Source organism: Alteromonas australica (assembly GCF_000730385.1).
GTDB lineage: Bacteria > Pseudomonadota > Gammaproteobacteria > Enterobacterales > Alteromonadaceae > Alteromonas > Alteromonas australica.
The window spans coordinates 2,077,446-2,098,143 of record NZ_CP008849.1 but is presented as its reverse complement, the minus strand read 5'-3'; the positions used below and the strand labels follow the sequence as shown (position 1 = coordinate 2,098,143).

24 protein-coding genes and 1 pseudogene are annotated in these 20,698 nt (G+C 41.7%); 20 read left to right on the top strand and 5 right to left on the bottom strand.

Annotated elements, in window-relative coordinates; genetic code table 11:
* Positions 1-6: 6 nt before the first annotated feature.
* Positions 7-972 (bottom strand): glutathione S-transferase family protein, encoded by a 966-nt coding sequence (locus EP13_RS09290; RefSeq protein ID WP_044057048.1) that lies wholly within the window; start codon positions 970-972, stop codon positions 7-9.
* A gap of 266 nt (positions 973-1,238) precedes the next feature.
* On the opposite strand from EP13_RS09290, the gene tcdA reads away from it, so the two are divergent.
* On the top strand, positions 1,239-2,015 hold the full coding sequence (tcdA, locus tag EP13_RS09285; protein WP_044058870.1) for a tRNA cyclic N6-threonylcarbamoyladenosine(37) synthase TcdA: 777 nt from the start codon (positions 1,239-1,241) through the stop codon (positions 2,013-2,015).
* A gap of 65 nt (positions 2,016-2,080) precedes the next feature.
* Complete coding sequence (locus tag EP13_RS09280) at positions 2,081-2,488, top strand: hypothetical protein (protein ID WP_044057047.1); 408 nt, start codon at positions 2,081-2,083, stop codon at positions 2,486-2,488.
* A 97-nt stretch (positions 2,489-2,585) separates the two neighbouring features.
* Here EP13_RS09280 and EP13_RS09275 read toward each other — a convergent pair whose 3' ends face one another.
* Positions 2,586-3,053: a DUF2919 family protein gene (locus EP13_RS09275; RefSeq protein WP_044057046.1), complete on the bottom strand. Its 468-nt coding sequence runs from the start codon at positions 3,051-3,053 to the stop codon at positions 2,586-2,588.
* A 509-nt stretch (positions 3,054-3,562) separates the two neighbouring features.
* Between EP13_RS09275 and EP13_RS09270 the strand changes: the two genes are divergently transcribed.
* The 6 genes from EP13_RS09270 to EP13_RS09235 all read left to right on the top strand — a co-directional run bounded on the left by EP13_RS09270 (position 3,563) and on the right by EP13_RS09235 (position 7,628).
* Positions 3,563-3,811 (top strand): hypothetical protein, encoded by a 249-nt coding sequence (locus EP13_RS09270; protein WP_044057045.1) that lies wholly within the window; start codon positions 3,563-3,565, stop codon positions 3,809-3,811.
* Positions 3,812-4,243: 432 nt separating this feature from the next.
* Positions 4,244-4,615, top strand: a complete 372-nt coding sequence (locus EP13_RS19245; RefSeq protein ID WP_044057043.1) for a hypothetical protein — start codon at positions 4,244-4,246, stop codon at positions 4,613-4,615.
* A 551-nt stretch (positions 4,616-5,166) separates the two neighbouring features.
* Positions 5,167-5,694: a hypothetical protein gene (locus EP13_RS09250; protein ID WP_044057041.1), complete on the top strand. Its 528-nt coding sequence runs from the start codon at positions 5,167-5,169 to the stop codon at positions 5,692-5,694.
* 139 nt (positions 5,695-5,833) lie between these two features.
* Positions 5,834-6,592: a dual OB domain-containing protein gene (locus tag EP13_RS09245; protein ID WP_044057040.1), complete on the top strand. Its 759-nt coding sequence runs from the start codon at positions 5,834-5,836 to the stop codon at positions 6,590-6,592.
* Positions 6,589-7,029, top strand: coding sequence for a DUF488 domain-containing protein (locus EP13_RS09240; protein WP_044057039.1), 441 nt, complete (start codon positions 6,589-6,591; stop codon positions 7,027-7,029). Before EP13_RS09245 ends, EP13_RS09240 begins: the two co-directional genes overlap by 4 nt.
* Positions 7,029-7,628, top strand: a complete 600-nt coding sequence (locus EP13_RS09235; RefSeq protein ID WP_044057038.1) for a DUF4326 domain-containing protein — start codon at positions 7,029-7,031, stop codon at positions 7,626-7,628. The genes EP13_RS09240 and EP13_RS09235 overlap by 1 nt, the downstream gene beginning before the upstream one ends.
* 391 nt (positions 7,629-8,019) lie before the next feature.
* Here the strand turns inward: EP13_RS09235 and EP13_RS19095 are convergent.
* Positions 8,020-8,661: pseudogene (locus tag EP13_RS19095) on the bottom strand (IS110 family transposase); the annotation flags it as partial.
* A gap of 203 nt (positions 8,662-8,864) precedes the next feature.
* Here EP13_RS19095 and EP13_RS09225 point away from each other — a divergent pair.
* Both EP13_RS09225 and EP13_RS09220 read left to right on the top strand, forming a co-directional pair.
* Positions 8,865-9,308: a hypothetical protein gene (locus tag EP13_RS09225; protein WP_044057037.1), complete on the top strand. Its 444-nt coding sequence runs from the start codon at positions 8,865-8,867 to the stop codon at positions 9,306-9,308.
* 174 nt (positions 9,309-9,482) lie between these two features.
* Positions 9,483-9,806, top strand: a complete 324-nt coding sequence (locus EP13_RS09220) for a hypothetical protein (protein WP_231497943.1) — start codon at positions 9,483-9,485, stop codon at positions 9,804-9,806.
* A 27-nt stretch (positions 9,807-9,833) separates the two neighbouring features.
* Here EP13_RS09220 and EP13_RS09215 read toward each other — a convergent pair whose 3' ends face one another.
* A complete protein-coding gene (locus EP13_RS09215) occupies positions 9,834-10,784 on the bottom strand; it encodes an IS110 family RNA-guided transposase (RefSeq protein WP_044057035.1) in 951 nt (316 codons plus the stop codon).
* A 342-nt stretch (positions 10,785-11,126) separates the two neighbouring features.
* Here EP13_RS09215 and EP13_RS09210 point away from each other — a divergent pair, with 342 nt between their 5' ends.
* From EP13_RS09210 to EP13_RS09170, 9 genes are all read left to right on the top strand, one after another.
* A complete protein-coding gene (locus EP13_RS09210; RefSeq protein WP_156026745.1) occupies positions 11,127-11,465 on the top strand; it encodes a hypothetical protein in 339 nt (112 codons plus the stop codon).
* A gap of 106 nt (positions 11,466-11,571) precedes the next feature.
* Positions 11,572-11,919 carry a hypothetical protein gene (locus EP13_RS09205; protein ID WP_044057033.1) on the top strand — a complete coding sequence of 116 codons (348 nt, stop codon included), beginning with the start codon at positions 11,572-11,574 and terminating at the stop codon, positions 11,917-11,919.
* Between the two features lie 133 nt (positions 11,920-12,052).
* Positions 12,053-12,712 (top strand): YoaK family protein, encoded by a 660-nt coding sequence (locus EP13_RS09200; RefSeq protein WP_044057032.1) that lies wholly within the window; start codon positions 12,053-12,055, stop codon positions 12,710-12,712.
* 140 nt (positions 12,713-12,852) lie between these two features.
* Entirely contained in the window at positions 12,853-13,035 is a 183-nt protein-coding gene (locus EP13_RS09195) for an addiction module protein (RefSeq protein ID WP_231497942.1), read from the top strand.
* Positions 13,036-13,069: 34 nt separating this feature from the next.
* Positions 13,070-13,354, top strand: coding sequence for a type II toxin-antitoxin system RelE/ParE family toxin (locus EP13_RS19090; protein WP_081869482.1), 285 nt, complete (start codon positions 13,070-13,072; stop codon positions 13,352-13,354).
* Positions 13,355-13,453: 99 nt separating this feature from the next.
* Complete coding sequence (locus EP13_RS18890) at positions 13,454-14,365, top strand: alpha/beta hydrolase (RefSeq protein ID WP_052364347.1); 912 nt, start codon at positions 13,454-13,456, stop codon at positions 14,363-14,365.
* A 133-nt stretch (positions 14,366-14,498) separates the two neighbouring features.
* On the top strand, positions 14,499-14,855 hold the full coding sequence (locus EP13_RS09185) for a DUF2750 domain-containing protein (RefSeq protein WP_044057031.1): 357 nt from the start codon (positions 14,499-14,501) through the stop codon (positions 14,853-14,855).
* 610 nt (positions 14,856-15,465) lie between these two features.
* Positions 15,466-16,218 carry a hypothetical protein gene (locus tag EP13_RS09175; RefSeq protein ID WP_044057029.1) on the top strand — a complete coding sequence of 251 codons (753 nt, stop codon included), beginning with the start codon at positions 15,466-15,468 and terminating at the stop codon, positions 16,216-16,218.
* 109 nt (positions 16,219-16,327) lie between these two features.
* Positions 16,328-17,347 (top strand): serine hydrolase domain-containing protein, encoded by a 1,020-nt coding sequence (locus tag EP13_RS09170; RefSeq protein ID WP_044057028.1) that lies wholly within the window; start codon positions 16,328-16,330, stop codon positions 17,345-17,347.
* Between the two features lie 68 nt (positions 17,348-17,415).
* On the opposite strand, the gene EP13_RS09165 is transcribed toward EP13_RS09170, so the two are convergent.
* Entirely contained in the window at positions 17,416-19,038 is a 1,623-nt protein-coding gene (locus EP13_RS09165; protein ID WP_052364346.1) for an esterase/lipase family protein, read from the bottom strand.
* A gap of 182 nt (positions 19,039-19,220) precedes the next feature.
* On the opposite strand from EP13_RS09165, the gene rimO reads away from it, so the two are divergent.
* Positions 19,221-20,648 (top strand): 30S ribosomal protein S12 methylthiotransferase RimO, encoded by a 1,428-nt coding sequence (gene rimO, locus EP13_RS09160; RefSeq protein ID WP_044057027.1) that lies wholly within the window; start codon positions 19,221-19,223, stop codon positions 20,646-20,648.
* The last annotated feature ends 50 nt before the right edge of the window (positions 20,649-20,698 follow it).

Genomic DNA, 20,698 nt, shown 5'->3' with positions numbered 1-20,698 from the left:
TTTAATTTAGCGGTTCGTGTACTTTTCTCTTCCGTGGTTTGACGTGAAGTTTAGCGTTGGCCCAATAGGGACTACCTGGGTTGGATTGATGGTGGTTTGGCTAACATAATAGTGCTGCTTTATATGCGTGAAATTCACGGTGTCTTTCACACCGGGAACTTGATATAGCTCACACATGTATGCATAGAGATTTGGGTAATCAACGATACGTTTAACGTTACATTTAAAGTGGCTGTAATACACAGCATCAAAGCGAATTAGTGTGGTAAATAATCGCCAGTCGGCCTCGGTTAGTATATCACCTACCAAATACCTCGACTTACTCAGCATTTTTTCAACATTATCTAGCGTGGTAAACAATGAGGTTACCGCATCCTCATAGGCTTCTTGCGTAGTCGCAAACCCCGCTTTATATACCCCATTATTAACGTTGTGGTAAATCTCATGATTTATTTCATCTATTTGCGCACAAAGTTGCTCAGGGTAATAATCGTCTTCGTTGCGGGTTAAAGCATTAAACCGGTGGTTAAATATACGTATGATATCCGCCGATTCATTATTGACGATGGTTTTGGTGTGCTTATCCCATAGAACAGGCACGGTAACGCGTGTAGTAATATCGTCTTTTTCGAGAGTATATACTTGATGTAAATAATCATAACCATAGAGTTTATCGCCAGTGCTACCTGGGTAAGGTTCAAATTTCCACCCTGCTTCTAGCATATGAGGATGTACTACCGATACGTCTATGTGATTTTCCAACCCTTTTAGCTTTCTAAATATCAAGGCTCTGTGTGCCCATGGACAAGCTAAAGAAACATACAGATGATAGCGATTGGATTCGGGCAAATAACGAGAGTTCCCCTCCCCTATGCTGTGCCTAAATTCCGAGGCTTGCCTTTCGAATTTTCCACCATTTTCTTTGGTGTTGTACCATTTATCTACCCAGTTACCGTCAACAAGTAATCCCATTGCTTTGCCTCTGTGAATAATGATGTATTAGGTTACGGTATTGCATCATATTTAGACTTGTTAGTAAGGCGACATTAATGGGACAGGCTATTCGACTTATTCGAATTTTATAGGCAATAATAACCGTAAGTTTAAACTGAACGGATGCAAATAAAATGAATGTATAAGTACCAATGGCGCTTGCATTCTGATGTGTTTTTGCGATCATGCGCGCCAGATTTTAAAACCCCTTTTTGATGCAATAGGTAGCGCGAGTGAGTATTGATGTGTCGAATGACCCCAAATTTGGCGGCATAGTAAGACTGTATGGCCTAGACGGTGCCAATGCGCTGGCGAATAGCCATGTGTGCATTGCGGGTATTGGCGGTGTGGGTAGCTGGTGCGCTGAATCGCTGGCGCGTTCTGGCGTGGGTGAGCTAACGCTCATCGATTTAGACGACGTGTGCGTAACCAATACGAATAGACAAATTCACGCGTTAGCTAGCACTGTAGGTCAACCCAAAGTAGAAGCGATTGCGCAACGAATAGCAACCATCAATGAAAAATGCAAAGTTAATTGCGTTGAAGACTTTGTTCTACCTGAAAATGTACGTGAGTTACTTACTACAGATATGGATGGCGTTATTGACGCCACAGATAGTATTAGTGCAAAAGCAGCCATGATAGCCCATTGCAAACGCAACAAAATTCCTATTGTAACGGTAGGCGGAGCTGGCGGTCAGATTGACCCTACCCAAGTTACGAAAGGTGACCTTGCCAAAACAATACAAGACCCACTTGCCGCAAAGCTTCGCAGTGAACTGAGAAGAAACTATAACTTCTCTAAAAACCCCAAGCGCCGATTCGGTGTAGAATGTATATACTCTACCGAGCAGCTTCGCTACCCACAACCAGACGGTAGCGTTTGTTTCAATAAGTCAGCCATGGAAGGAGGCACCCGTTTAGATTGTGCTGGAGGATTCGGTGCAGTTGTAACAGTAACAGCCACATTTGGCCTGTTCGCAGCTGCCAGTATTATTAATCGGCTGACTGGTCAAAAATAAACAATTACGGTAACGTAACGGATACCCAAGACATCGGTAATAGACGGTGCCACCAAGGAGCTACGATGACGCCTAAAGAACTAGAAGAATTAATGAGCGATTGCGCTGAAAATGCAGTGAAAACGGCGAAAGATGAATTTGACGTAACACTGGATTTTTCAAAACAGAGCATTGCAAATGTGGATGATTTGCTGCTGAGTTTTATAGATAAATACCACGATCAAGCATTGGAAAACGAAGCCGTATTCACACTTTGTAATATATTTGGTGCTTATACTGGTGAAACGATGCGCAGATTTGTAGATAACAGTCAGTGGATTTACGATCAATCTAACCCCAATGCGCCCTATGTGCTTTTAGGTGTAGGCGAAAACACTTACGCCTTTGCTGGCATATGTTACGAACGACTAGTAAACAACAGTGAAACAAGCGTTCAGGAATATTTCACTAAAGCCTTAGCTAATCACCAATAGGTGGAGAGGGTCAGCGGGCTTTACACAACATAGTGTAAAGCCTGTGAATGCCGCTTTGTAAGTATATTTTTTATCGCTTGGAGCCCCAACTCGTACGTTATTTCCCTTTCTGCCAATCTTCTACCATCCAACGTAAATGACGACTTTGAGATACAACATATAAGCTAGCGATTGACACTAATAATCTTATACCCTGAAACAGTTCAAACTGCCATTTAACTAAGGCTTCATGATATAAGACTACGCAAAATGCACAGCTTATTCCCAGTAGCATAAGAGGTAACAGTGCCCGTGGCCAGCCAGTAAGGTTGCGCTTCCATAATCGCTCGCGCTGGCTTAACAATAATAAACTTACCACTATAGGTAAGCTTGCCAGTAGTGCGATACCCAAACTATTCGCTTGGGGGTAAAAGAGAAATAACAAAGTGTCGGTTTGAGAGGGTGACGCCAGTGAAAATATAAAAATAACCCAATCTAAGCAAAAGAATGCCAACTGCACATACAGCCATTTTGGCGGCAAAATACGACCCGACTCATCGTAGTACTTCAAGGGTAATTTGAGCATTTAATTTTCAAAAATTGTGAGGGTGTTGCTCCTACATATTGGGGCAAATTTACTAACTTAAAGACCCGGCTGTTACGGTATCTACTCCCCCCTATTTGACAATAAACCCGCGCTAAACGTGTTAAATATTTCTATACACACCCCTAAATCAGTAAATATTCGTGGATGGAAAAATAAAAAGGACAAATTCCGTACTTTAATACCGCGTTTTCAGATACAAAGTGCAGGATATTGATGTAGATGACAATACGTGCGAAAGTGAGTAGATGATTAAGGTTATATACGGATTTTTTCCACGTTGCATAAAGGATTTTTTCCGTACATTAAATTGTTATAAGGCGTCAGCCTAAACTGCGTTTGGCTTTATGAAAATCCCAGTAAAACTACCCTCACCTGTTTTCATTTGCATCGCGCTGGCTTGTGGTAGGTGTAAATCCGCCGCATTACCTTCAAAGGTCGCGCATTAGGCGCTTTATCACAAAACTCTTATTTTTAGTCAGTAACCGCCAATGCGCTTGTTAGTTCAAGTGGCGGCTTGCTCCCGTCAAATCAAAACCATCACTGCACAGTCGTTCTACTTGTTTGTGTTAACAATCAATCGTATGCTGGCATCAACAGTTTTTAAAAAGACCAAAGGAAATGGCTATGCTTATAACAAGGCGCTTAAGACCACTCCCTTCGGTCGCTCGGACGCATTTACGCGGGGCGGCTTCGCCATTATGCCCCACGCAACTGCGCCGCTTAGCTTAATGTTATAAGGCGTCAGCCTAAACTGCGTTTGGCTTAATACAAATCCCAATGCAACTGCCCCTCCTGTTTTCATTAGCATCGCTCTGGCTTGTGGTAGGTTTAAATCCGCCGCTTTCAATTCAAAGGTAGTGTAATAGGCGCTTTATTGACAAGTTCTTATTTTGAGTCAGCAAGCGCCATTACACTCGATAGCTCAGATGGCGGCTAGCTTCTTCCAAATCAAAAACATTTGTGCACAGTCGTTTTGCTTGTTTGTGTTAACAATCAATCGTATTCTGACTTTATTAGTTTTTAAAAAGGCCAAGGGAACAGGCTCTGCTTCTAACAAAGCGCTTAAGTCACTCCCTTCGGTCGCTGGGACGCCTATACGCGGGGCGGCTTCGCCATTATGCCCCACGTATCTGCGCCCCTTAGCTTAAAGTTAGCTGCCAAGAGGATTCATGGAAGATTACTCTCCGAACAAAATCCCTAATTCGACACGAATTTTTAATATCATTTTGGCTCTTTTTTTAATCGGTATATGTTTCTACGCTGGCATTAACGATGTATTGGTCTACCCTGGCGTAAGAGGCTCTGGTTCTGTTGAATTAACTGGCATGCCGTTACTATTTTTCTGCGTAGCATTAGTCTCCAGTGCTATAAACGCAGCGTTAACCGTAATTGACCACTACGACAAAAGAGACAATGAAAAAAGCTATAAGCAAATGTCATTTTATCTAAATATTCTTAGTATATTTGCAATTATCTTAGCTTTTGGATATCAGTTCATTATCAACCAAGAATCGGTGGTAGTTATTGGCAATGTCAGCTAACAAGCCAATAAACTCACTCACTGCGTTCGCTGGGACGCAAACATGTGGGCTGGCTCACTTCGTTCGGATTTTAGCCCACATGTCTGCGCCCCTTATTTAAAAAGTTATAAGGCGCCAGCCTAAACTGCGTTTGGCTTTATAAAAATCCCAGTACAACTCCCCTCACCTGTTTTCGCTAGCATCGCTCTGGCTTGTGGTAGGTGTAAACCCGCCGCAGTTAATTCAAAGGTGGTGTAATAGGCGCTTTACCTTCATGTCCTTATTTTCAGCCAGCACGCGCCATTACACTCGATAGCTCAGGTGGCGGCTAGCTTCAGTCAAATTAAAACCTTCACTGTTCAGTCGTTTTGCTTGTTTGCGTTAACAATCAATCGTATGCTGGCTTTAACAGTTTTTAAACAGACCAAAGGAACTGGCTTTGCTTCTAACAAAGCGCTAAAGACCACTCCCTTCGGTCGCTCGGACGCATTTACGCGGGGCGGCTTCGCCATTATGCCCCACGCAACTGCGCCGCTTAGCTTAATGTTAGGTTTACAAAGGAAGTTTCACCTATGTCTGCAACAGTTTTAGATATCATTGATACAGCAGTCAAAATTGGATTGGGCGCACTTATATCGGGTGTAGCAACATATAGCGTCACAAAATTAAACCATGAAAAGGATGTCGAAAAATCCAAGCAAAACCGACAACGAGAATTGTTAGAAGAAATATCGTCACAAGCAGAAAACTTCTCTACATCTGCTCTAAAATATTGGGCATACATGATTGAGCATGTCAGGTACGTCGAACGTAAAAAAGATGCTCCTGAGGACCTAAAAGCAAGAATTGATGGAGCCGCTAAGGAATTGTTTGATAAGTATACTGACTTGGCTAGTGCAGAGGGTAAGTTAATATTAATTGGCGCGACGAATGCACAAGAACTTTTTAGAGACTACGGCGATTATGTCAAAGAGTTCAGAAGAAAAGCTTGGCAAGGTAACTCCTCTTTAACTGAGGCAGACTTAGAAGATTATCGCACTATCATTCTCTCAAAACGGAAGGCGATGTATGACGAACTTCGCGCAGTTTATGCAATGTAAACCTAACAAAAAAATCAAGCACGCCCGCTGCGCGGGCTGGGACGCAAACATGTGGGCTGCTCACTTCGTTCGGATTTTAGCCCACACGTCTGCGCCCCTTATTTAAAAGTTAAGCGCCAAGTGAAAAAGGAGTACACTCATGGAAAATTTGTTAATGGTAGTGCTTGCTAAATCGTACAAGCCCGGAGGGCGCTGCATTGCGGGGAAACTGGTTGAGTACACTGGAGAGAATACTGTTAAAGTGGGCAGATGGGTAAGGCCAGTTGCTAACGATAATACTGGACATGGAGCGCTTACTGAACAAATGTATCTTTATGAAGACGGTACAGAGGCAAGAGTTTTGGATATTGTAGAAATACCAATACTTAGGCATTTTCCTATAGCTGGGCAACCAGAAAATTATGTAATTGATGATAGCAAGAAGTGGAAAAAAATAAGTTCTTTAAATGCAAGCAGCATTCCCAATATTTCAGAAAATATAAAGGATGTATGGAATGACCCAGACACTGAATCACATACAGTTACAGCAAACTATGATCAAAATGGTCTGATTTCTCAGTCTCTATGTTTGGTTAAACCTAGCAACCTATTGATAACATTGTCTAATGAATTTAATGACTACGAACAACGTTACAAGAAAAAGATAGTTGCTAGTTTTAGTTATCTTGGCGTGAATTACGAAAACATTTCTGTTACATGTCCTAGCACTAGAAGAATTTTAACAAATCAATATCCAAATGAAGGTCAAGAACCAGTTATTATGCCATTGAAAAAGGGGGATAATTATGTGTTATGCATGAGTCTTAGCCCTAGATTTGGTAATGACGATCATCATTATAAATTAGTAGCGACAGTGTTCGATTTTGACGGTTATCTTCAACGAGAGTACGCTGCATGAATATCTATACAATTGGCTTTACTAAAAAAAATGCTTCGACATTTTTCGGTTTTATCAAACAATCAGATGTAAAAACACTCATTGACGTTAGGCTTAATAATGTATCTCAATTAGCAGGATTTGCCAAAAGAGATGACCTTAAGTTTTTCTTAAAAGAACTATGTGGTACCGATTACGTTCACTTGCCAGAGTTAGCACCGACCAAGGATATTTTAAATGCCTACAAGAAGGGGGATATGCCGTGGGAAGCTTACGAGGATAAATTTTTAAATCTGATGGGACAGAGAAATATTGAGAAGTCGATAAAACCAGCATTACTTGACCATGGCTGTTTACTATGTAGCGAGCATGAGCCGCACCTTTGTCATAGAAGACTTGTAGTTGACTATCTTAATCAATACTCAGATTTAGACCTAAAAGTTAAGCACTTATTCTAATGGCAAATGTATTATTACTTTATCCAGCTCTTTTTAATTGTTACACCAAGTTCGTTAGAAAGGTTGAGAAAATCACATCCAATCTAGATGAATGTACATTCATTTACTATCAAGATCCTAATGGCTTTATTGAAAAGTATTGTCATGATTTCGGCGTGTTGTGCAGAAAACAAGATTCGTGGGAAGATGACAATATCACTCATGCGTTGATTTTTGATGATGGTGAAGAATTCCTAGAAGAAACTGTAAAGTTAAAAGCTAGCGGGAAGCCGATTAGGCGAATAAAGATATCCATTACACGCGTTATAAATATTAAAAGAGAAACAGAATATCAGAATGAAAAAAGCACTCCCGACTATGAATATATAGGTAGAGGGTCATATTGGGGAAATCCTTATTCAATGCACGAGGAAGGGGAAAGCCGTGAAGAAGTTATCCGTAAGTTCAAATATGACTTTGATTATGAAAAGTTTCCAAATAAAGAAAAATCAGAAGTATTCAAGCTGAAAGGAAAAAGGCTGGGTTGTTTTTGCAAACCAGAAGCTTGTCACGGTGATGTTTTAGCTGACTTTCTTAACTCGTGGGATGATGGAGAATAAGCGCTTAACAAAGCCGTCAAGAAGGACGTAAAAAGCTTGGCTTTCGCTCCTTCGTCGCTAATTATAGCCAAGCATTTTCCGCCTCTTACGGCGGCGTTATGTGCTCTGGAGTTAGATAATGGCTGGCGGTGCTTTTTTCGTTTTTGTTTTGCTTGTTCTTTCTACCGTTATTGCTTCAATATGGCTATTTAAAGGAAGAGGTTCTCGTAGTGGCAAGGTCGTTCGCGTTGCTTTATATTTTTGTTGTACTCTTTTTCCAGCAATAGTTATCGTGCTTCTACAGAGCATTGCGGGGTACAGTGTCATTCTTAGCAATATCAGTTTCATTTTGTTCTGTTGTGCAAGTGTGTATGGTTTTGTCCTTCCAATATTTTCAGGCTACAAAATTGAGCAAATAACTGATGAGAGCCGCAGCTGACACCTTTCCGATCCCTGGCATACTTTGAACCAGTTCACTTTTTGCTTGGTATTCTGGACAGCTTTCAATTAAGTAAGCTAATTCGCCATCCATCTTTTGAATTTGCTTTTTCAACACTGTGAGTATTGCCTTTATGCTTGATTGAACGGTTTTCGGCATAATTTGAAGACGATTTTTCTCACGGGTCTGCATCTCTAAAAGCTGATTTCTGCGGGCTACAGTGTCAGCCATCTTCTGAATGTTCTCGGGCTTTAGTGTCGACAAGGCAGGTTGAATTACCTAACTAAAATGCGCTATCAACGCCGCATCAAGTTTATCCGTTTTAGCTTTACGGCCAATGGCGCCAGCAAAGCGTTTAACATGAATAGGATTTACGACACTAAAAGGTAATGCTGCTTTCGCACAAGCACTCACAAAGGCAATTTCATAGCGCCCTGTTGCCTCAATGACTATACGCTCAACCGTCAATTTCCTTAGCCTCTTTATCGCCTCCCCTATGCCTTTCTTATCGTTACTCACTTTGAGGTATTCGCCCAAAGGCCGAATGTGTATATCGAGAAAATCTTTACCTACATCTACACCCACGTTTAAGTTTTGCACTACTAATTTATTCATAATAAGCTAACTCTGGTTTGCTAAATGCGAGCTCGAGGCCCAGTCGACTATTCGAGTATGTTGCTTGGAGCACTGTGTGGCGTTCATGTTTGTTATCGGCCTCTCAATTGAGGAGCCTTCGCTTAATCGAACTACCACGCAGCCAACTTTGGTTGCAGCCAAAGTCTGGGCCTCACTTTACCCATCTTTGAAAAGGAAATGTGGTGAATTTAGGGAATAATTATCCATACAAAGCGCTTAAGACCACTCCCTTCGGTCGCTCGGACGCATTTACGCGGGGCGGCTTCGCCATTATGCCCCACGCAACTGCGCCGCTTAGCTTAATGTTATGTTCACAAGGATGTTTTATGAGAGGCTCTAAGTTTTTATTAATAGTTTTAAGCCTTTTAGCTCTTCCACTATTTTTATTTGCCACATACTCAATATACGACTATTTAGCGTTCCCTGAAGCGGACTTACGGCATGAGAATCTGTACATTGTTGCTTTCATGGTTTTATATGGTCTGTTTCTGTTTATCCCATATAGCATCGCAATGGTTGTTGGCTGGCATGTAAACACGCTCAAACTAAAGTTAATATCAGCTTTGCCTTTCATTTTGTTGTTATTTTGTGCAGTATTTGTCGAATTAGAAGGGGTGCCATGGTAAGTAAACATAACAAAACGCTGTTGACACTCCCTTCGGTCGTTGGGACGCAAACACGGGGCCGCTTCGCGATTATAGCCCCGTGCCTGCGCCCCAAAGCTTAGTGTTAGCTGCAAAATGGAAACTCGATACAAAGTCAGAATAAAAACGAAAGTCAAAGTAAGGCTTATTGCAACAATGACGTTGATAGTATTGCCTCTAGCTTTATTCGGGCTTTATCTCTTCGAGTATAAAACCCCGCAAGTTGAAATAAGAAACCACTTTCCAGCGGAAGTCATCGAATTTCCGAAATGGAATGCGCCGAAAATAGGAAAAGGAATATACTCGAAATATGTAGGTTATCCCTATTATGCAGCAGTAAACTACAAAGGCGAGACGTATGGCGTTGGCAGCTTCAAGCCGCTATATCCCGGCACAAAGGTTTGTATTGGAGCTGTTGTTAAAGGAGATTCAAACGAAGTTATCAACTATGTTAATGTCGACTTGAGCAATTGCAGCTAACAAACGACTATGGTGTCAACTCAAACATTAAGCCGCTTTTTCTTCCCACATTACACCATCTCTAACCATTGAGTTTAATATCACAACCATCTTCCTAACACAGGCAATGATGGCGACTTTTTTCGGCTTACCTGCGGCTACCAGCCTCTCATAAGTGGCTTTAAATTTAGCGTTGCATTGCATCGCTGACATCATTGCCATAAACAAAACGGTTCTAACTTGGTGTCGGCCACCTTGAGTAACTTGCTTACCTTTGTAGCGACCGCTTTCCTTGTTCATTGGTGCGACGCCAACAAGGGCGGCCACTTGTTTACTATTCATCATACCAAGCTCTGGTAAATAACTGATGAGAGCCGCAGCTGACACCTTTCCGATCCCTGGCATACTTTGAACCAGTTCACTTTTTGCTTGGTATTCTGGACAGCTTTCAATTAAATCAGCTAATTCGTCGTCCATCTTTTGAATTTGCTTTTTCAAAACTGTTAATATTGCCTTTATGCTTGATTGAACAGTTTTCGGCATGATTTGAAGGCGGTTTTTCTCACGGGTCTGCATCTCTAAATGCTGATTTCTGCGGGCTACAGTGTCAGCCATCTTCTGAATGTTCTCGGGCTTTAGTGTCGACAAGGCAGGTTGAATTACCTCACTAAAATGCGCTATCAACGCCGCATCAAGTTTATCCGTTTTAGCTTTACGGCCAATGGCGCCAGCAAAGCGTTTAACATGAATAGGATTTACGACACTAAAAGGTAATTCTGCTTTAGCACAAGCACTCACAAAGGCCATTTCGTAGCGCCCTGTTGCTTCAATAACAATACGAACAATCGTTAATTTTCTTAACCTTTTTAATGCCTCACCAATCCCTTTCTTATCATTGCTCACTTTTAAGTATTCGCCCAACGGACGAATATGTATATCAAGAAAATCCTTACCTACATCTTCACCCACGTTTATGTTTTGCACTACTGATTTTTTCATAATAAGCTAACTCTGGTTTGCTAAATGCGAGCTCGAGGCCCAGTCGACTATTCGAGTATGTTGCTTGGAGCACTGTGCGGTGTTCTTGTTTGTTATCGGTCTCTCAATTGAGGAGCCTTCGCTAAATCGAACTGCCACACAGCCAACTTTGGTTGCAGCCAAAGTCTGGGCCTCACTTTACCCATCTTTGAAAAGGAAATATGGTGTATTTAGGGAAGAATTATCCATACAAAACACTAAAGGCGCTCGCGCTGCTCGCTGGGACGCTAACACATGGGCTGCGTCACTTCGTTCCTAATTTTAGCCCATGTGTTATCGCCCCTTAGTGGGGTGTTAGGTGTAATGATGAGAATACTTACTTTTGTCGTTGTCATGGCTACGTTCTGCAGTTTTAATGCGTATGCAGTAAAAGCGCGCAGCTGCGAAATTTTAGAAGTCGAATATATAAAGCTTCAGCTTCAAAACGGCAATTTAATTCAAAAAAACATTTCAGACAGAGAGTTTAAAAGAGGTACGTTTGGTATTGCTGAAATGTGTGAACTAAGAAGTGAATTGGTCTCAGATGGTTTAGCTTTTACTCTATTTAGACCTAAAGGTGAGTCATCGAATTATATATTGGTTCACAATGGCTTAGATGGTAGTTTTAAATTGTACGGTCCTTTTATTGGCATTTACACCTAACAAAAAAATTAAGTCACTCACTGCGTTCGCTGGGACGCATACACGCAGCGCGGCTTCGCCATTATGCCCTACGTGTCTGCACCCGTTATTTAAAAGTTATGTGCACATGAAAATTCAAATACTTTCAGTTTTATTATTACTAAACGGATGCTCCAGCATCGACAATAAAATCGGCTATGGAGTGAACTTCGAAATTCCAATTGAAGCGTCGTGCCTTATTAGTACAATCAATGAGTATGAACCGTTTCAGCCTGTTACCGCTTTAGACTCATCTTTAGAATTCACATATTTAGAAAATAGCACTAGTTTGAGTCTTCACTCTAAGAATTTAATAGGTGGGTATCAGCTAACTATCGACGGCATGTTCCTCGGAAAGAGTCATCAACGATTTGTTCAAGAGGCAGAGCAAACATCAAAATTAGTTCAGCGCCTTGTAAATCAAGGTTGTTCTTAGTGAGTGCACATAACAAAAAATTAAGTCACTCACTGCGTTCGCTGGGACGCATACTCACGGGGTGGCTTCGCCATTATGCCCCACATGCCTGCGCCCCTTAGCTTAAAGTTAGCTGTAAAGGAGACTTCGGAGATTGATTTCACAACTACCAAAATGGGTAGAACTGGGAGCCTTTTTTTTAGCTTTGATCGCAGGGTGCATTAATGCAATTGGTCTACTTGGCTTTGAGCACCAGTCTGTATCGCATTTGTCTGGCACGGCTACGTTACTTGGTACAGAATTTCTCACTCTATCATTGCAAAAGATGTTTCACCTTGTTGGTATTTTACTTTCTTTTTTAGGTGGTGCTTGCATTGCGGGCTTCTTACTACATGGCTCAACTTTAAAATTAGGCAGACATTACGATACAGCATTAATCATTGAGTCCATTTTGTTGTGTGTATCTTCATGGCTTTTAATTTCAGGATCGTTTTACGGCCACTTTCTCGCTTCCGCTGCCTGTGGCCTGCAAAATGCACTTGCCACAACATACAGCGGTGCAATTATTCGAACCACTCATGTCACCGGCATTTTCACCGATCTAGGAATAATGCTTGGCTCTGTTTTCAAAGGACAGACACTCGATAGGCGAAAAACAAAGCTATTTCTATTTATAATCTTTGGCTTTATTCTTGGCGGTACGTTTGGCGCATTGCTTTACACAAAGTTTGCGTTTAGGGCTTTATTTGTTCCTGCGACTGTATGTTTAATAATGGCGGTGTTCTATCGTGTTTATGCCAAAAATCACAGCTAACAAGCGCATGTTGTCGGACTGGTTTTCCGCTGCGCTCCAAACCAGCCGCAAATGCAGGCGTTAGCCGCTACTTGTAAATCCAGCCTTTCACTTCTCTTTTTTAGTGGTAATATCAAATCATACTCAATGGGAGTTATTTTATGTCTGATGCATTAAAAGTGATGCTTGAAAATATCGAGCAACTCAGTACTAAAGAGAAATCTCTTGCTGCCCACTGTCTTTTAACGGCTATGGATACTAAGATTGATAGCGATGTGGAATCTGAGTGGGTAAAACTTGCAGAAGCTCGCAGAGCTAGAGTCTGGTGCGGTAAAAAGCATTAGTTGGGAAGAGATAGAAAAGAATCTTAATTAAAAGATGCTGCCTGTTTCCTTTCACCCAGAGGTTAAAAGGGAAATAAAAGATTCGTTTGATTGGTATCAAAAGCAGTCACTGGGGTTGGGTCACGAATTTACCCAAGAACTCAAGGAAGCCATCGATTCAGTTAGCTCTTTGCCATCGGCATGGACAAAAATGGGGCAAACTCATCGACGCTTTGTCTTAAGCAGGTTCCCATACTCTATTATTTATAAAATTATCGAAAACAGGGTATTGGCACGAACGCGGCTAACAAAACGCTCAAGCCGGTCGCTGGGACGCTAACATGTGGGCTGACTCACTTCGTTCGGATTATAGCCCACATGTCTGCGCCCGTTATTGGAAAGTTAGGGCCAATTAATTTTGGTCTCAAGGAAAGAGCCAATGAAAATATTGAAAATTACAATCTTATCTTTTTTAACTATCGTAGCCTTTCTTGTAGTCTTTGGTTACTTATATCTTTATGTTTTACCTAAAGGACCTGAGTTAACTACTCCTAAACCACTTGAAATCGGCAAGGGTAACTTCGTAATGTCTTCCTATAAGCATACAGAAAGAAAAAGCATCCGTGTTTGGACATATAAACCGGATTCTTGGGAGCCTGGTAATACTGTACTTTTTGTTATGCATGGTATGGCACGAAATGCTGAAAACTACCTTGATGCTTGGGTTGATATTGCCGAAAGGAAAAACATCTTACTTATAGCTCCAGAGTTTGAGAATGAATTCTATCGAGTAACAACAAATGATTATCAAGAAGGAAATCTACAAACTTTCTTTGGTGTAAAGAATCCAGAAAGCGAATGGTCTTATACTGTCATAGAGAACATATTCGATTACATTAATGAAAATAATGACTTTTCACTTGATGGTTATAGTATGTTTGGCCATTCTGCGGGTGGGCAGTTCGTTCATAGAATGGTGCTTTTAGGCTCTACTAATAGAATCAAAAAAGCAATTGCTGCCAACGCTGGGTTCTACACTTTTACAGATGTTTCTACTGACTATCCTTATGGGCTGCAAAATATTAATGCTCCACTAGAAAAATCGTTTTCCACCGACTTAACAGTTTTACTTGGAGAGTTGGACAAAAGTGCAGAACTAGGCAAGCTTAGGCAAACTAAAAATGCGATGGTCCAAGGTGGTCATCGACTTGAACGAGGCACTAATTTTTTTAATTTTGCTCAAGAAGTGTCAAATCGTAAAAAGCTTGAATTTAACTGGCGGCTCCAAGTGGTGCCAAATGTTGGTCATAGCTATAAAAAAATGTCTGAAGCCGCTTCAGAGCTACTTTAGATATTAAACGAAGCCCTAACAAGCGCATAAATTCAGACGGTACAATTTGTCCGACTTTTTGCAAAAAGAAACGACGCAAAAAGGCGTCCAATTAATTTCCCCGCGTGTTAGGCGGGCGTTAGGAGACAAAGTAATGTCAGCAGGCGTCGCACAAGCAAACAGATTTTACGAAGAAGTCGCAGCGACTCAAATAGTTTGGTTTGGTTGCCTCCCAAACGAAATACTCTTAGAGTTTGATGTTAGTGACAACAAAGTATCTTTGCCCCTATGGTCTTCCAAATCTAGAATCGAGAGGCTTAAAAAACTGAATCCTGAACTGCTCGGAGACGTAGAAGCACAAAGTGTTAGCTGGGCACAATTTAAGGAGCACTTCTTACCTATCCTACAGGATGATGAGAAAGTAGTTGGGATAAACCTTTCAGGGAAAAACCTGACCGGCATAGACATTCCAGCATCAATACTAGTTACGCAAGTAGAGGCATTTGGGTAATGTCTCCTAAGAAAAAATCAAGTTCACTCACTTCGTTCGCTGGGACGCATACACGCGGGGCGGCTTCAGCAATCTTCTAAACTCGCTCATTTACCCCACGCATTCTATAACATCTGGCATTTCGCACAGAGTTGTTTTATCTTAAGTTCAATAATTTTAACAAGCTAGCAAAGCTAATTAGCTATCCTATTAAAGTAAATTTTGATTCAGGAACTGAGTATTTTAACTCTGAAAAAGAATTCATAACCCATTACTCTAAAATCGTTACCGCGGAAATGATGGCTAGAGTTAAGCGTCAGAAATTCTCCGAGCTATTTGTTAATTCGTATGGAATGCATATAGGCTACGGTGATATATGGTTTGCTGGTCGTTGTGCAGGCAAAACGCCGGGCAAAGAGTGTGACGAAGTTACAATTTCTGTCACTGCTTACAACGTAAATCACGTAAAAAGTAAATAGGTAAAACAAACCATCCAAGCATGGCTTTTAATAGTTTGCTAGAGACCGCTTCGCTTTACATGCTAACCAAACAATTAAAAGGCTCTTAATGGCGCGTTAATCGCCAACTTGGCATACTTTACCTCTATAGAACTAATAGGAATCATCTAGACATGGAGTCAACCATAATTAGCAATAATCCAGTTGAAAGCAGATATGCGGACAGTAAATTTTTTGGTCTATTTGCACTCTTTATTACTTTCATAGTATTTGGTGGCTTTGCACTAAATTGGCTATCTAATCCGAGTCATCTAGGTAGAGTGACCTTATGGACTGGATTGCACGGTGGTTTCAGTGCAGCGTGGTATTTACTACTTCTTACTCAAATAAAATTAGCAAGCAAAGGTAACTATTCAACGCACAAAATTTTCGGAAAACTGAGCGTTTTTCTAGTGCTTGGAATCTTACTAACTGGGTCAATAATGGCGTATGAGTTTTACCATCGCTTGGCAGGCTTTGGTGTCTTTAACCCAGAAGATGCTCAAGCCCGATTACGTGCTGGTAGTTTTCTAGGCGGCGCTTTTCTTCAGTGGCTTATTTTCTTAGTACTTTATGTTTTAGGTATTCTAAATATAAAAAATCCGGCTCACCACAAACGATTTATGATCGCTGCAGCAATTCAAATGATGCCAGAGGGCTTGAACCGTGTTATACACTTGCTTTCAATACCAGGCTATTCCATGTTTCTTTTCATGTTTTCAGTCTACCTAATTCTTATGTTCTATGACTGGAAAGTACACGGCCGTTTATATGCCAGCACGGCATTATCGTTTGTTTTATTTTGCCTATTAGTACTTACTATGCACACTATTTTCAAATGGCAAGCATGGGGTGACTGGTCAGTAAAAATGATCAGTAGTATTTAGTTATGGCGCATAGCACCCCGTCCACTTCCCCAACAATGCAGTTACTCCATTTGAATTTTAGCCACATGATAGCGCCTCTTAGCTTAACCTTATTATTCGAGGGAAGTGTATGAAGTTATACCTAGAGTTTTTATGTTTATTTTTGTTGTGTTTCTCACCACAGCTCTTTGCTAATAGCAGTGGGGCAAATAGAAATCTTACTGAGATACACAAATACATTGATGAAACTGGATTCAATGGGGCAGTCTTAGTTAGCAAAAATGACAAACTCATCATTGAAGAGTATTTTGGCTACGCGGATTTCCAAAAGACCACAAAACTAACGCGTAAACACCTGTTTAGCCCTGGTTCGGTCGGTAAGGAGTTTACTACTGTTGGCATTATGCTACTTGAAGAGCAAGGTCGATTATCTTACGAAGACAAGATCTCAACATTCATAGCTGATCTGCCTGAATGGGCGAAGAACATAACCATCCACCACATTCTCAGCCACACATCGGGTTTACCTAAGATAAAATGGAAAAAAGGAATTTTAACCACCGATGCGATAACGCAACTATTAAACAGTGAAGGTTTATTTGAACCAGGCAGCGGGTACCGATACTCAAATTTGAATGTTGTTGCCCGAGCATTGGTAATAGAAGCAGTAACAAACCAGACATTTTCAGCTTTTATGCAAAACAACCTATTCGAGCCAGCGCAAATGAGGGGCTCTTATCAACAATTGTCAGCGAAAGACGAGTCTCCCGAAAAGGTTGACGGTGATTACCCAACGTTTCTAAATGGCGTAACTGTGTATGTTACACCGATAGATTTAATGAAATTTGAAATTGCGCTAACATCAAATGTATTAATCCCGTTTTCACTGGTTCAAGCTAAACTGGACGGTGATGAATTATCCGGTCAAAGTGAACGCGCTCTCTATGATTTCGGTTCGTTTTCTAAAGACAGTAGGGATACTTTGCTTAGCTGGCAACATGACGGCTCAAATCCGTCCCATCACACATTGAAATTTCACGATTTCGAACAAGATTTGGTCATCCTTATTATGTCTAGCGACGGGAATAAATCGACCTTGTATCAAATAAAAGAAAAACTAGTGGCGCGTCTATCTGCATCCGGGGTTTGAATGTGACAACACGCTTAAGTCTCTTCCTTAGGAAACACTATTCGTAACATAATGGGTAGCACGCTGCTTCATAGATGTTCAAGAATAAATGCTACCGCTTCAGGAGACTTAAACGAATTATGTTTGGATACCACAATGAGTCGTTCTAAAGCGTCTGGTATATCAGCACTGTCGTAGGTAACAACGCCATCACTGAGTAACAAACACACCTCGCGGGTGTCACATTCTGTTTCTTTGCGTGAGCCAATAACAGAGTATGCCCTACCCTTTATTTTCTTTTTATATAACGCGGTCATTAGCGGGTGGCCAGGCTTTAGCATATCGATACTTTTAAATTTGGCATCTTTTATAAACGGTTGCATATCGGGTTGTACAATATCTAAACCTAAGGTTTCCAGCACGTCAGAAAATAGGTGTTTTAAGTTATCCGGAATTGATACTAGTGAAGAACCAATGTAACCCAGCGCCGATGTCGCTAGCGCTGAACCTTTGTGCGGTGTATCTAAATAAAACACGGTACTTGATTCAAACACAGGGTCGAAGAAGAACAAATCGTGAATGTCTTTTTCGTGCCGTTGAGAAATGATGCTTGGAGGTGCCACAAATGTGGTTTTCCAGAAATCATCGTTAGATTGCGTACTCAGCAATTTAGTGATAATACCGCCCATACTATGCCCAATAAACACTGCCTCTCGGGTAATCAAAGGGTTATCGATGTCATCAATCAGGCTGTGCAATTCACGTCTAATCTTCATTGCATTGTAAAAAGGAGGCTGTCCAGAGGGGTAAAGTACATGCCATATTTGATAGCGCTCATTCAACCACTCATCGTTAAGTACTGCCATGGTGAGGTAACGCCATACTAAAGGATCCGAGTTAAGTCCATGTACCATAATTAACGGCATCTTATGGTGTGAAAGCTCGCCAATAACATATATGCCACGACGCTGTTCAGCGAGTTTTGATCCCACAAACCCTTTCCAACTTAAGGCGTCTATGTTTGCATCGTTGAGTAAAGCGAGGTACGCGGCACCCGGAGAATACCTGGCGAGATAGGCATTGTTCCCAACGCGCACAGTAGTGCGCTTATCAATGGGTTTTGCATCTAAAGAAACAAAGGCTTCGCCATTGACTATTTTCACTCCCTCAAATATTAAGGTATAAGCCCGATAAACACCTTCTTGCGGGTAGTAATGCTTTGGTGCATGAAGTGAGGCTGCGTCTTTCACCACGATGGCCACCCCGTACTCGCCAATAATTTCAGGTTGTAGAGCTGGTTCTTTTGCCCGCATTAACGAAGCAAACTGGATTGGTACCGTTAAATTAATACTGGTATGTAAATGCGCTTTATCTTCTTTTTTAGCGATTTTAAGCGTAATCAATCGTTTAAGCGCATCGCGATTACGCTTTAAGGCAAACTGTCTTTTCGCCTTGCTTACATCAGTCCGCCCAAGAAGCGCTTGAGAACAAAGCAAACTATTTATCACACCCTGGGTACTTTGGGTTGGAGTGGAAAGGCACTGAGAATAAAGCGCGACTGTGCTTTTATCAGTATAGTCAGTAATATAAACGGGTTTGCGCACCAGGGCTAAGTCGAGTGAAGGCGGTTCTGGTTTATAATAGGTCGAGCCACAACCTGCTAGCCAGCATAGAGTAATAAACCCTAATACCAGAAAAAAATCACGCCGCATTAAATCGCTACCAATGGAGATGAAACCGATGAGGCCTTGATTATGCGCAATGTTTGTTCAATTTACTACTCGTACCTGTCATCTATATGTACAATTAAATTAAGTTATTTACTGCGGATAATAACGACTTCCGGTATAATCCGCGGCCATTTTCAGCGCAGTCACTTACTTGGTAATGTTTAATGTCAGTAGAAACTTTCGACCCTAAAAAAGCCGTCAATAAAACCACGACACTGGAAACCCCAGTAAAAGTGCTTAATGAGACTAAGCCAAGCACAAGTACCGCGGGTAACAGAATTGGATTTGTAAGCCTCGGTTGCCCCAAAAACCTCGTTGACTCTGAGCGAATCCTTACGCAGCTGCGTACCGAAGGCTACGATGTAGTGCCTACGTATAACGATGCTGATCTCGTTATCGTTAACACATGTGGGTTTATAGATGCGGCTGTAGAAGAGTCGTTAGACACCATAGGTGAAGCGCTAAAAGAAAATGGCAAAGTCATTGTAACCGGGTGTTTAGGTGTAAAAGAAGATGAAATTCGAGAATTACACCCTAACGTATTGGCCATTACAGGCCCTCATGCCTATGAAACAGTGGTAGAGCAAGTTCATGATCATCTCCCACAGCCTCAGCATAACCCGTTTGAAGATTTGATCCCCGACCATGGTGTAAAACTCACACCTCGTCACTACGCGTATTTAAAGATTTCCGAAGGGTGTAATCATCGTTGTACATTTTGCATAATACCTTCTATGCGAGGCGACTTGGTTAGCCGTCCTGTTGGCAACGTATTAGACGAGGCTAAACGCCTTAAAGACGCTGGGGTAAAAGAACTTTTAGTTATCTCTCAAGACACGAGTGCCTATGGTGTAGATGTTAAACACCGTACGGGCTTTTGGAACGGCATGCCGGTGAAAACCCACATGCAACAGCTGTGTGAAAAGTTAGGTGAAATGGGTATTTGGGTTCGCCTTCATTATGTTTACCCCTACCCCCACGTTGACGCCTTAATTGAATTGATGAATGAAGGCAAGATACTCCCTTACTTAGACATTCCTTTTCAGCATGCCAACAAACGTATTTTGAGATTGATGAAACGCCCAGGCAGTGCGGAACGTGTTTTAGAACGCGTTAAGAAATGGCGTGAACAATGTCCTTCTTTGGTTATTCGCTCTACCTTTATTGTTGGCTTTCCTGGCGAAACCGAAGAAGAATTTGAAGAGCTTCTCGACTTCTTACGCGAAGCACAGCTTGACCGCGTGGGAGCCTTTGCCTATTCGCCGGTGGAAGGCGCAAGAGCTAATGACCTACCGGATCCCGTGCCAGAAGACATTAAGCAAGCCCGATTAGCCCGATTTATGGAAGTACAAGGTGAAATAAGTGCTCAGCGTTTGCAAGACAGAATTGGCAACGAGTATCAAGTTGTTATCGACAGTGTGGACAGTGAAGGTGCGGTAGGACGAACGTATGCCGATGCGCCAGAGGTTGACGGTCTGGTACACTTAAATGGTGTGTATGATGTCAAACCCGGTGATCGTGTATGGGCAGAAGTTATTCATGCCAACGAACACGACGTGTGGGCCGTGTTGTCAGAAGATCAGGACGATTAGCCACTCTTACTTTGGCTAATCAAACCGTTGCAGCGCCGTAATACTTACGG